The organism is Actinoplanes sandaracinus, from assembly GCF_030009775.1.
GTDB lineage: Bacteria > Actinomycetota > Actinomycetes > Mycobacteriales > Micromonosporaceae > Actinoplanes > Actinoplanes sandaracinus.
Genome location: NZ_JASCTH010000005.1, coordinates 43028 through 55337 on the forward strand (window position 1 = coordinate 43028; position 12310 = coordinate 55337).

Genomic DNA, 12310 nt, shown 5'->3' on the forward strand with positions numbered 1-12310 from the left:
ATCCAGTCAGCCAACTCGTATATCCGCCGTCGCGGTTCTCACGCTTCCCGAACGACTTCTGCGGCGAACGGGTATCACAAGCGCAAGTAGCTGGCCTGAATGTGGCCTGAACGTCCCAGTGAGGCGGACGATCCCGCCGCGATAAAACAGCGTGCTGATCTCTGAGGCCGCGGCTGAGACGTCCTCATTTGCCGCCGAGCGTGCGCAGGCGACTCGCCGGGCCATGACGCTCGGTGACCGGCCTCCTTACGGTCAGACGTGCTGAACTGGCACCCCTCTAAGGCGTGCTTCATAAGCAGGTCAGAGCCATCCTGGAGAGGCGCGACCGGACCCGGATCAAGGCATGCGTGTCGCACTCTATGCCGCCGTCCGTGCGCGCCGACCGTGACTCACCGTAGCCGCCAGCTGAGGCGCCGAACTCGATCTCTTGCCAAAGAGAGTACGTTGCCGCGTCGCAGCATCCGGACTGCGTCACCGAGGCAGGAGGATCATCACCAATGATCCAAGTCGTTAGGATTGATAGCCTCCTGCTGTGACCATGCGGGCGAGCTTTGAGCTTTGGGATCAACGGCAAATGATGGCCAGACGCGTGCGGGACGATCTGGTAGCTGCCGCCGGGCTACCGGACCCACCACACCCACACCCTGGAACAGAGAGGTTCGCATGATGGAGTCGACGTCGCTGGCCGGGCTCACCGAGCAACACCTGGCGATCGCCCGGCAGGCGCCCAACGGCCGCAGTGCCCACACCGTGCACGGCGGGCACACCAAGACGCTGCGGCAGACACTGATAGCTCTGGCCGGCGGTCAACGCCTCGACGAGCACGAGAGCCCGGGTGAGGCCACCCTGCAGGTGCTGCACGGCCACGTCCGGCTGCTCGCCGGCGCCGAGGAGCAGAGCGGCGCCAGCGGGGATCTGCTGACCATTCCCGGCCGCCGGCACAGCCTCGAAGCCGTCCATGACAGCGTCGTCCTGCTCACCGTCGTCAAGACCGATCAGCAGTGACGGCCGGATGACGTCCTGCGCGCTCAGTGGGCCCGCCCTCCGGGCACCGTCGTCAGGACGCTGCCGCGCAGCGGGCGGGCACGGCACGACTCACGAAGTGGTGACCCGGAGCTCGCGGTCGGTGAAGTACGCGGCGGCGGCGGCCAGCTGCTCAGCGGTCGGCGGCTCGGTGTCGGCCAACGGGTAGCGCAGCCCGAGCTCCTCGTACTTGGCGACGCCGAGGCGGTGGTAGCCGAGGATGTCGACCTGGTCCACCACCCCGCCACGTTCCACGCTGCCCCAGCGGGCGGCTAGGTCGGCTACCCCGGCGATGTTGGCCGGGTCGTCGGTCAGGCCGGGTACCAGCACGAACCGGATCCGCATCCGGTTGCCGCGTTCGGCGAGCCGGTCACCGAACACGATCGTCGGGTGCAGGGCGACGCCGGTGACCTTCCGGTACGTGGCGGGGTCGGAACTCTTCACGTCGAGCAGCACGAGGTCGGTGTCGTCCAGCAGCTGCTCGGTGGCGTGGGCGCCGAGGAACCCGGAGGTGTCCAGGGCGGTGTGCATGCCTTGCTGCTTGCAGCGACGCAGATAGGCCTCGACGAAGTGGCTCTGCAGCAGCGGCTCCCCGCCGGACACCGTCACCCCTCCCCCGGACGCGCTGATGAACGCCTTGAAGGTGAGCATCTTGGCGACCAGGTCGTCGACGGTGACGTGCTGGCCGTTGCGGCCCTCCCACGTGTCCGGGTTGTGGCAGTACAGGCAGCGCAGGTGGCAGCCGGCGAAGAAGGTGACGAACCGGGTGCCGGGACCGTCGGCGGCGGTGACGACGTCCCACGAGTGCACGGACCCGAGCAGCGCGCCGTGCGGTGCCGGGTGCGTCCCGACCGGGGTGATCCCCAGGTCGGGACGCTGGATCGCGGGTTCGTTCACAGCGCGCCGTGGAAGGTACGGGAGATGACGTCGGCCTGCTGCTCCCTGGTCAGCCGGACGAAGTTGACCGCGTAACCGGAGACCCGGATGGTCAGTTGCGGATAGTTCTCCGGGTGCGCCATCGCGTCTTCGAGGGTGGCCCGGTCGAGCACGTTGACGTTCATGTGGAAGCCCCCGGTGGCGGTGTAGCCGTCGAGCACCCCGACGAGGTTGCGGACCTGTTCGTCACGGCCGTTGCCGAGGCCGTTCGGGGTGACCGTGGTGGTCAGCGAGATGCCGTCCAGCGCGTGCTCGTACGGCAGCTTCGCCACCGACAGCGCCGCGGCGACCATGCCGTGCGAGTCCCGGCCGTTCATCGGGTTCGCGCCAGGGGCGAACGGCTGCCCGGCCCGGCGGCCGTCGGGGGTGTTGCCGGTGTGTTTGCCGTAGACGACGTTCGACGTGATCGTCAGCACCGACTGGGTGTGCACCGCGTCGCGGTAGGCCGGGTGCTTACGGATCTTGGCCATGAACGACTCGACCAGCGCCACCGCGATCGCGTCGACACGGTCGTCGTTGTTGCCGTACGCCGGGAAGCCGCCCTCGATCGTGTAGTCGACGACCAGGCCACGCTCGTCGCGGACCGGCCGGACGGTGGCGTGCTTGATCGCCGACAGCGAGTCGGCGGCCACCGACAGGCCGGCGATCCCGCACGCCAGCGTGCGCAGGACGTCGGTGTCGTGCAGGGCCATCTCGATGCGCTCGTAGGCGTACCGATCGTGCATGTAGTGAATGATGTTGAGAGCGTTGACGTAGGTCGCGGCCAGCCACTCCATCATCGTGTCGAACCGCCGGACGACGGTCTCGTAGTCGAGGACGTCACCGGTGAGCGGGGGCAGGGCGGGGCCGACCTGGGCGCCGGAGTTCTCGTCACGGCCGCCGTTGATCGCGTACAGCAGTGTCTTGGCCAGGTTGACGCGGGCGCCGAAGAACTGCATCTGCTTGCCGACCGCCATCGCCGACACGCAGCAGGCGATCGCGGTGTCGTCACCGAACCGGGGCCGCATCAACTCGTCGGACTCGTACTGGATGGCGCTGGTGTCGATCGACACTCTCGCGCAGAAGTCCTTGAACCCCTGGGGCAGCCGCGGCGACCAGAAGACGGTCAGGTTCGGCTCCGGCGCGGGACCGAGGTTGTACAGGGTCTGCAGGTACCGGAAGCTGGTCCGGGTCACCAACGGCCGGCCGTCGGCACCGATGCCGCCGATCGACTCGGTCACCCAGGTCGGGTCCCCGGAGAACAACTCGTCGTACTCGGGGGTGCGCAGGAACCGCACGATCCGCAGCTTGATCACGAAGTCGTCGACGAGCTCCTGCGCCTGCTCCTCGGTGAGCCGGCCCTCGGCGAGGTCACGCTGCAGGTAGATGTCGACGAACGTGGAGGTGCGGCCCAGCGACATCGCCGCGCCGTTCTGTTCCTTCACCGCGGCCAGATACGCGAAGTACAGCCACTGGATCGCCTCACGACCGGTGGTCGCGGGCGCGGAGATGTCGTAGCCGTAGCTCGCGGCCATCTGCTTGAGCTCGTCCAGAGCCCGGATCTGCTCGGACAGTTCCTCACGCCGGCGGATGGTGTCCTCGGACATCGGCGCCACGGCGCACGCGTCCTTGTCGGCCTGCTTCGCGGCGATCAGAGCGTCGACGCCGTACAGCGCGACCCGCCGGTAGTCGCCGATGATGCGGCCCCGCCCGTACGCGTCCGGCAGACCGGTGATGAGGTGTGACTTGCGTGCGGCGAGGATGTCGGGGGTGTAGGCGTCGAACACGCCGGCGTTGTGGGTCTTGCGGTACTTGGTGAAGATCTCCGCGACGGCCGGGTCGGGCGCGTACCCGTACGCCTTCAAGCCGCCCTCGACCATCCGCCAGCCACCGTTCGCAATGATGGCCCGGCGCAGCGGCGCGTCGGTCTGCAGCCCGACGATCAGCTCCGCGGCCTCGTCGATGTAGCCGGGCCGGTGGCTGGTGATCGTCGACGGCGTGACCGCGTCCACATCGTAGATGCCGCGCTCGCGCTCCGCCGGGAACATCGCCGACAGCTTGGCCCAGATGCCCCTGGTGCGGTCGGTCGGCCCGGCCAGGAACGCGGCGTCACCGGTGTACGGCTGGTAGTTCGCCTGGATGAAGTCACGTACGGCAACACCGGCCCGCCAGGCGTCACCGGCGAATCCGCGCCACGGGTCCCGGCTGGTGGCGGTCGCGCCGAGAACGGATGCGCTCATGTCAGTCTCCAGGTCGTGTAGTGAGGAACCGGGCGCCGCAGCGGCCTGCTACGTCGTGACCGGTAGGTGATGGCCTCTCACCTTCAGATTTCCTGACCGCCGCCACGTCGCACAGGGTCTTAGTGCTCGGTTCGCAGGGTCGATTTTCCGGAGAAGGCGCTGCAGCCCTCAGGCCGATCGGCGGGGTTCGGTCAGCGCCGGGTGGACGCCGGGTGGAGACCGGCCTCGCGGACGGCGGCGGGTGTGGGTTGTGCCGCCGGTGCCGGGCCGCGGCGGCCACGGTAGACGACGTAGGGACGCCACAGGTAGGCGAGCGGCGCGGACCACACGTGCACGAGGCGGGTGAACGGCCAGAGTGCGAGGAAGAGGAATCCACCGAGGGCGTGCAGTTGGAAGACCAGCGGCGCGCCGGTCATCAGCGCGGGGTCGGGCTGGAACCAGAAGACGCCGCGGAACCAGACCGCGATCGTCTCCCGGTAGTCGTACCCCTCACCGAACAGGTTGATCACAACGGTTCCGCTCATGCCGAGCACCACCATCGCGGTCAGGGCCGCATACAGCACCTTGTCCATGGTCGTGGTCACCCGCCGGATCCGGCCGCTGACGAACCTCCGTGCGATCAGCAGCGCCAGGCCGGCGACCAGCATGACGCCGGTGATGGTGCCGCCGGTGACCGACACGACGTGGTAGGTGTGTTCGGAGATCCCGATCGCCTCGGTCAGTGTCGCCGGGATGAGCAGGCCCATCGCGTGGCCGCCGATCACCCCGAAGGCGCCCAGGTGGAACAGCGGCGAACCGAGCCGCAGCAGCCGGCTTTCGAGCAGTTGGCTGGTGTGAGTGGTCCATCCGAACTGGTCGTGCCGCCAGCGCCAAACGTGCCCCGCGACGAATACCGCGAGACAGGCGTAGGGCAGGGCGATCCAGAGCAGGGTGCTCATCGTGAGACCTCCGCGGAGGAGCAGGCGGGGTAAGGGGAAAGGTCCGGGCCGAGGCCGACGCTGTCGAGACCCACGGCTTCCACCGGCGGGCCCTCGGAGGCGAGCGCCGACACGGCGGCGCGGTCGGCGTCGGTGAGATCGGGCAGGGCGGCGCAGACCGCGTCCAGGATCAGCGCGTACGGCGTACTCGTTTCGTGCAGGGCCGCGCGAAGGAGTTCGATGCCTTGCCGATGCTGGCGCAGCGGGGCCTCCCCGTCGCCGGGTCCCACCGTCGCCGCGAATTCCAGGACGACCGGCAGCAGGTCGGGCAGTTCCCCGTCGGCGAGGTGGAGCCCCTGGGCGCGGTAGCGCTGCTTGAGCATGAGCAGCGCCATCCCCCGTTTGCGGGTGTCGCCGTGCAGGTAGTAGGTGAGGTAGAGCCCGGAACGCCGGCGCAGGTCGAAGGTCTCGACGTAGTGTCGCTGAGCCTCGATCGGGGTGGCGGCGATCAGCCACTCGACGAAGCCCTCGATCCCGTCGATGCCGGCGGCGGCCTCGCGTAGTTCCGGGCCGGCGGCGAGCAGTTCGGCGTCCGGATAGGTGAGCAGCAGTGACGCGAGCTGGAAGGTCCGGGCCCGGTCGGCGGCGGGCACGGGCCCGGCGGTGAGGCGGGCGCTCATGACCGGCCCCGCATCGGGTTGATGGTCAGGCCCCGGCGTCCGTCACCGCGCCGGGAGAACAGGCCCGGCCGTCCCGGGCGCACTTCTTCGGCGTCGACCAGGTGGAACCGCTCGACGGCGGCCTCGCCGCCCATGCCCGGCCCGCCCTCGCAGTCGAGGGAGCAGTCCGGCTGTGCGGCGGCCTGTGCCTCGAGGGCGGCGGCGTCCTTGGCGTGCGCGGCCGGGATCACGTACCGCTCGTCGTACTTGGCGATCGCGAGCAGCCGGTACATCGCCTCGACCTGGGCGCCGGTCATGCCGATGCCGTCCAGCAGTTCCTGGGCCACCGTCCCGTCCAGGGTCCGGGCCCGCATGTATGAGCGCATGGCCGCCAGCTTCATCAGGACCCCACCGGCGGCTTCGGCGTCGCCCGCGGTGAACAGCGAGGCCAGGTACTCCACGGGGATCCGCAAGTCCTGGATGGTGTGGAAGACGTCGTCGGCATCGCTGTCGTCACGACCGGCCGCGCCGACGGCGTCGAGCACCGGCGACAGTGGCGGCACGTACCAGACCATCGGCAGCGTCCGGTACTCCGGGTGCAACGGCAACGCGATCCGGTATTCGGAGATCAGCTTCCAGACCGGCGAAGCTTGGGCGGCCTCGATCCACTCGTCCGGATGGCCGGCGTCGCGCGCCGCCCGCTGCACCGACTCGTCGAACGGGTCGAGGAAGACGGCACGCTGCGCGTCCAGCAACTCGGACTCGGGCACCGACGCGGCGGCCAGGACGGCGTCCTCGTCGTACCAGAGAATGCCCAGGTAGCGCAGGCGGCCGACGCAGGTCTCGGAACAGATGGTCGGCTGCCCCGCCTCGATGCGGGGAAAGCAGAGGGTGCACTTCTCGGCCTTGCCGGTGGCGTGGTTGACGTAGACCTTCTTGTACGGACACGCCGACACGCACATCCGCCAGCCCCGGCACCGGTCCTGGTCGACCAGGACGATGCCGTCCTCCTCGCGCTTGTACATGGCGCCGGACGGGCAGGCCGAGACGCAGGCGGGGTTGAGGCAGTGCTCGCAGATCCGGGGCAGGTGGAACATGAAGGTCTTCTCGAACTCGAACTTCACCTTGGCGGCGGCCTCGGCCGGCATCCGCGCGATGTTCGGGTCCTCGGCGAAGGTGTTCCCGCCGAGGGAGTCCTCCCAGTTCGCTCCCCACTCGATCTTCATGGGCTCACCGGTCAGCGCCGAGTACGGCTTCTTGACCGGGGTGTCGGTGAGCCCGGCCGGGGCGTTGACCAGGATGTCCTTGTCGAAGGTGGCCGGCTCGTAGTAGTCGTCGATGGTGGGCAGGTCCGGGTTCGCGAAGATCCGGCTGAGCCGTTTGACCCGGCCGCCGGAGCGCAGCACCAGGCGGCCTTTGCCGTCGAGTTTCCAGCCGCCCTTCCAGCGTTCCTGGTCCTCGTAGTGCTTCGGGTAGCCGATGCCCGGCTTGGTCTCGACGTTGTTGAACCAGACGTACTCGGTGCCCTCCCGGTTGGTCCAGGTCTGCTTGCAGGTGACCGAGCAGGTGTGGCAGCCGATGCACTTGTCCAGGTTCATCACCATGGCGACCTGCGCTCGAATGCGCATCAGTACTGCACCTCCTGCGTGCGGCGGCGGATCACGGTGATCTCGTCGCGCTGGCTGCCGATCGGGCCGTAGTAGTTGAAGGCGAAGGTGAGCTGGGCGTGCCCACCGGCCAGGTGGGTCGGTTTGATCAGCAGCCGGGTCATCGAGTTGTGGTAGCCGCCGCGTCTGCCCGACTTCTCGGCCTTGGGGACGTTCACCGTGCGTTCGGGCGAGTGGTACTGGAAGACGGTGCCCTCGGGCATCCGGTGGGACACCACGGCGCGGGCGACGACGACGCCGTTGCGGTTGTGGGCCTCGATCCAGTCGTTGTCGGCCACACCGATCTTCGCGGCGTCCTGGCCGCTCATCCAGATCACCGGGCCACCCCGCGACAGCGCCAGCATCAGCTCGTTGTCGTGGTACATCGAGTGGATCGACCATTTGGCGTGCGGGGTCAGGAACCGTACGGTCACTCCCCCGTCGACGGCGTCGCCGGGCTTGCCGAAGTGCCGGGCCATGTTGAGCGGTGGCCGGAAGGCCGGTAGCTGTTCACCGAGTTCGGCCACCCAGTCGTGTTCGACGAAGAAGTGCTGGCGGCCGGTGATCGTGTGCCACGGCTTGAGCCGTTCCACGTTGATCGTGAACGGTGAGTAGCGGCGGCCGTTCTTCTCCGAGCCGGACCATTCCGGGCTGGTGAAGACCGGCCGCGGTCCTTCCTGCGTCTCGGCATAGCTGATCCGGTCGTTCTCGTGTCCCTCGATCAGGTCCACGAAGGGCCGCCCGGTGCGTTTCTCCAGTTCGGTGAAGCCAGCCTGTGCCAGCCGTCCGTTCGTGGTGCCGGAGAAGGCCAGGATCGCCTCGCACATCCGGTCGGCGGTGGCCAGTGAGGGCCGGCCGCCGATCACCCCGTTCTGGTGCTTCAGGTATTCGATCTCCGGTTTCACGTCGACCGTGATCGCCTTCGTCGTGGTCCCGAGTTTGTCGAGCAGCGGGCCGACCGTGCGCATCTTCTTCCCGAGCAGCGTGTAGTCCCGCTCGATCTCGATCAGTTTCGGCATGGTCCGGCCCGGCACCGGATCGCACTCGCCGGACTTCCAGTCGCGGACCCGGCCGCTCGGCATGGCCAGCTCGTCCGGGGTGTCGTGCTGCAGCGGGGCGGCGAGCACGTCCGTCCGCACGCCGAGGTGGGTGACGGCCAGCTCGCTGACCTTGTCGGCCAGAGCGAGGAAGGTGTCGTAGTCGGTGTGCGCGTCGCCGGCCGGTTCGACGGCCGGACTGAACGCGTGCACGAACGGATGCATGTCGGTGGTGGAGATGTCGTGCTTCTCGTACCAGGTCGCGGCCGGCAGGACCAGGTCGGCGTGCAGACCGGTGTTGGTCATCCGGAAGTCGATCGTGGTGAGCAGGTCGAGCTTGCCGATCGGCGCCTCGTCGCGCCAGGTGACGTCGCGGGGGCGGTGTCCCGGCTCGCACTCGCTCGCGGAAGCGGCGCCCTCGACGCCGAGCAGATGACGCATGAAGTACTCGTTGCCCTTGCCGGACGAGCCGAGCAGGTTGGCCCGCCACAGGGTGAGGCAACGCGGGAAATTGGCCGGGTCGTCCGGGTCCTCGGCCACCGGTTTGAGCGTCCCGTTGCGCAGCGACGTGACGATGTGCTCGGCCACCGGCACACCGGCGGCCGCGGCCTCATCGGTCAGGTCCAAGGGGTTGCGGTTGAAGAACGGGTGGCCCGGGCTCCATCCCATCCGCTGAGCGGCGGCGACGGTGTCGGCGAACGCCATGCCGGCGAAGCGGCCGGTGCCCAGCGGCGAGGAGAGCTCGTCGGCCGGGATCCGCTCGTAGCGCCACTGGTCGGTGTGCAGGTACCAGAACGGGGTGCTGGCCTGGTGCCGCATCGGCCGCTGCCAGTCGAAGGCGAAGCTCATGTGCTGCTGGCCGGTGATGGGACGGGCCTTCTCCTGGCCGACGTAATGCGCCCAGCCGCCGCCGTTGACGCCCTGACAGCCGGTCAGCGTGACCAGCGAGATGAAAGCCCGATACGTCATGTCGGAGTGGAACCACTGATTCGCCCCGGCGCCCAGGACGATCATCGACCGGCCGTTGCTGCGTTCGGCGTTGCGGGCGAATTCACGCCCGATCCGGGTGGCCAGCATCGCCGGCACGCCGGTGATCCGCTCCTGCCAGGCCGGGGTGTTCGGTGACTCCGCGTCGGCGTAGCCGAGCGGCCACTCACCCGGCAGCTCGCCCCGGCGCACTCCGTACTGGGCCATCACCAGGTCGAAGACCGTGGTGACGGCGTGACCGGCGATCCAGCGGATCGGCACGCCGCGGCGGATCGTGGTACCGCCCTCGGTCTCGCCGACATCGAACCGGGCCAGGTCGATCTCGACGGCCTCGCCCGCGGGGTCCAGGCCGATCGCCGGGACGACGTCGCCGAGGTCGAGGTTCCAACGGCCTTCGCCGTCGCCGGCGTACCGGAAGCCCAGCGAGCCGTTCGGGACGACCGGGTCCCCGGTCCGTTCGTCGATCAGGACCGTCTTGTGTTCACCGCCGGTCTCGCCGAGATCGGCGGCGGTGAAGAAGCGGTCCGCCGCCCACGCGTCGCCGGTGCTCCGCAGGGTAACCAGAAACGGCAGGTCGGTGTACTTGCGGACGTAGTCGGTGAAGTACGGCACCTGACGGTCACGGAAGAATTCGGTCAGCACGACATGACCCATCGCCATCGCGAGCGCGCCGTCCGTGCCTGGATGTGGGGCCAGCCAGTCGTCGGCGAACTTGACGTTGTCGGCGTAGTCCGGGCTCACCGCGACGACCTTGGTTCCCTTGTAGCGGGCCTCGGCCAGGAAATGCGCGTCCGGCGTGCGCGTCACCGGGATGTTCGAGCCCCACATCATCAGATACGTGGCGTTCCACCAGTCGCCGGCCTCGGGCACGTCGGTCTGGTCACCCCAGATCTGCGGCGAGGCGATCGGCAGGTCCGCGTACCAGTCGTAGAAGCTGAGCAGGGTGCCACCGAGCAGCGCGTGGTAACGGGTGCCGGCCGCGAACGACGCCATCGACATCGCCGGAATCGGCGAGAACCCGACGACCCGGTCCGGGCCGTACGTCTTCGTCGTGTACACGTGCGCCGCGGCCATCATCTCGATCGCCTCGTCCCAGGTCGCCCGCACGAACCCACCGCGTCCCCGCTGCGCCTTGTAGGCTCGCGCCTTCAGCGGCGTCTCCACGATCTCGGCCCACGCGAGCACCGGGTCCCCGAGGCGCTGCCGCCCCTCACGGAACATCTCGGCCAGCACACCACGGACGTACGGGTGCCGCACTCGCGACGGTGAGTACTCGTACCAGGAGAAGGACGCGCCTCGCGGGCAGCCCCGCGGCTCGTAGTCCGGCGAGTCCGGCCCGGTCGTCGGGTAGTCGGTCGCCTGGTGCTCCCAGGTGATCAAACCGTCCTTGACGAAGACGTTCCACGAGCAGGACCCGGTGCAGTTGACGCCGTGGGTCGACCGGACGACCTTGTCGTAGCGCCACCGGTCCCGGTAGAACGACTCCCAGTCGTTGTCGCCGAGCTGGTGCAGCGTTCGGCCGTGGTCGCCGACCGTCTCGCGCTTGAGGAAACGGCGGGCCGTGAGGAGCGATGCGGTGCCGGGAACGGCATCGGTCGCGGGTTCTGGTGACACGGGGCCACTCCTTAGAGCGATGAACTTCGACGGCGAGACCGTCGGCGCCCGCGGTGGCGGGACTCGTTCAGCGTCGTCGGCCGGAGGCTGAAGATCAGGAGGACGTGGTCCCGAGCGCGGCGGGACCAAAGTCCTGACTCTGTCGTCCAGGAACAGTGAGCTGCTGTCTCGGCCGACGCCGTAGCGTCCTCGTGAGGGCTATGGCCGTTCTCCTCACCCGGAAGCCGAGATGAACGTCCTCAGGAAGCTGACATGTGCCGTCGGCCCGCACTCAGGCCAGTGGTCTCTCCCCGGCGGTCGATGCGAAAGCGTGCGCGTCTGCACCACCTGCGGGACGATTGACGAGGTGGTTCGCCACACCTGGGCGCCCTCCATGGTGAGGACCAGGATGGTCGGGTGCGGTTCGAACGCCTCGCCGGCGCGCCGCTGGGCCAGCGCCTCGGTGAAGTCACGCGTCGGTACGGATTCCAGCGCGTCCCAGGGGCCTGCCGCCCGCGAGGGGACACCGTCGTTCCGTACGCGATCGCCGGTCCATCGGGCCAGCTCGTCACGGTAGCCCGGTCGCCGGCGCAGTCTTTCGTCCGCCAGACGAGCCAGGTGGAGAACGGCATCGCGGCCCGCGGGATTGGCCACGGCGAGCACGGCTCCCTCACGACGAGCAGCGTCGCGGAGCCGGTTCAGTGCCTCGCGCGGGACGGGTATCTGCGCGAAGGGCGACCGGTTGGTGTGCCGATACGGGACAGCGGCGGCGAGCGTCTCCGCAGCCGGCGTGACCGGTGACGGCCGGCCGACGGTCACCCGCGCGACCAGGTCAGGCTCACCGGGGTCCGGGAACAGCGTGTAGTCGGAGCGCAGACCGCTACGCCGGATCGCCAGACGCAACGTGAACAGGGCGGCGCCCACGCTGATCAGTTGTTCGCGCCCGTCCGGGTCCAGCACATGCAAGCGACGCGAACGCGTCGGCGTACACATCGACGAGTCCACCGTGAACCCGGAACCTCCACGGTTGGCTGTTGTGCAGGGACGGCGCGGCCGTCGCGGTGCACACGCAGCCGAGGAGGACCGCCCGCACCGGCGATGTGGCCGTGGTGGTCATCGTTGCCTCCTCAGGGAGCCTGCCGTAGGCCACGCGGCCGGTTCCGGAGAGCGGGACGCCGAACCGGCCCCGCCGGGAGCCGCCGTCCCGTCTCCACACCGGATCCAGCGGACTCACCCCCAGACTGTCGGGGCACGCCCGCCCTGCCCAGGGCCGTTGAACCCGATCACGCACCG

The 12310-nt window shown here is 69.0% G+C and carries 8 protein-coding genes; 1 reads left to right on the forward strand and 7 read right to left on the reverse strand.

Annotated features, from left to right (window positions below):
* Nucleotides 1-663 precede the first annotated feature (663 nt).
* Nucleotides 664-1005 carry a cupin domain-containing protein gene (locus tag QLQ12_RS08960; RefSeq protein WP_282758564.1) on the forward strand — a complete coding sequence of 114 codons (342 nt, stop codon included), beginning with the start codon at nt 664-666 and terminating at the stop codon, nt 1003-1005.
* Nucleotides 1006-1095: 90 nt separating this feature from the next.
* On the opposite strand, the gene pflA is transcribed toward QLQ12_RS08960, so the two are convergent.
* The 7 genes from pflA to QLQ12_RS08995 all read right to left on the reverse strand — a co-directional run bounded on the left by pflA (nt 1096) and on the right by QLQ12_RS08995 (nt 11983).
* Nucleotides 1096-1920 carry a pyruvate formate-lyase-activating protein gene (pflA, locus tag QLQ12_RS08965; protein WP_282758565.1) on the reverse strand — a complete coding sequence of 275 codons (825 nt, stop codon included), beginning with the start codon at nt 1918-1920 and terminating at the stop codon, nt 1096-1098.
* Complete coding sequence (pflB, locus tag QLQ12_RS08970) at nt 1917-4178, reverse strand: formate C-acetyltransferase (RefSeq protein ID WP_282758567.1); 2262 nt, start codon at nt 4176-4178, stop codon at nt 1917-1919. Before pflB ends, pflA begins: the two co-directional genes overlap by 4 nt.
* A 191-nt stretch (nt 4179-4369) precedes the next feature.
* Nucleotides 4370-5116, reverse strand: a complete 747-nt coding sequence (narI, locus tag QLQ12_RS08975) for a respiratory nitrate reductase subunit gamma (RefSeq protein ID WP_282758569.1) — start codon at nt 5114-5116, stop codon at nt 4370-4372.
* On the reverse strand, nt 5113-5775 hold the full coding sequence (narJ, locus tag QLQ12_RS08980) for a nitrate reductase molybdenum cofactor assembly chaperone (protein WP_282758571.1): 663 nt from the start codon (nt 5773-5775) through the stop codon (nt 5113-5115). Before narJ ends, narI begins: the two co-directional genes overlap by 4 nt.
* Complete coding sequence (gene narH, locus QLQ12_RS08985) at nt 5772-7382, reverse strand: nitrate reductase subunit beta (RefSeq protein ID WP_282758573.1); 1611 nt, start codon at nt 7380-7382, stop codon at nt 5772-5774. Before narH ends, narJ begins: the two co-directional genes overlap by 4 nt.
* On the reverse strand, nt 7382-11038 hold the full coding sequence (locus QLQ12_RS08990) for a nitrate reductase subunit alpha (protein ID WP_282758575.1): 3657 nt from the start codon (nt 11036-11038) through the stop codon (nt 7382-7384). Before QLQ12_RS08990 ends, narH begins: the two co-directional genes overlap by 1 nt.
* A 213-nt stretch (nt 11039-11251) precedes the next feature.
* Complete coding sequence (locus tag QLQ12_RS08995) at nt 11252-11983, reverse strand: nitroreductase family protein (protein WP_282758577.1); 732 nt, start codon at nt 11981-11983, stop codon at nt 11252-11254.
* Between the last annotated feature and the right edge of the window lie 327 nt (nt 11984-12310).

Coding starts and splice junctions, on each gene's coding strand:
- QLQ12_RS08960 (WP_282758564.1), top strand. CDS start 664: ATGATGGAGTCGACGTCGCTGGCCGGGCTCACCGAGCAACACCTGGCG.
- pflB (WP_282758567.1), bottom strand. CDS start 4,178: ATGAGCGCATCCGTTCTCGGCGCGACCGCCACCAGCCGGGACCCGTGG.
- narI (WP_282758569.1), bottom strand. CDS start 5,116: ATGAGCACCCTGCTCTGGATCGCCCTGCCCTACGCCTGTCTCGCGGTA.
- narJ (WP_282758571.1), bottom strand. CDS start 5,775: ATGAGCGCCCGCCTCACCGCCGGGCCCGTGCCCGCCGCCGACCGGGCC.
- narH (WP_282758573.1), bottom strand. CDS start 7,382: ATGCGCATTCGAGCGCAGGTCGCCATGGTGATGAACCTGGACAAGTGC.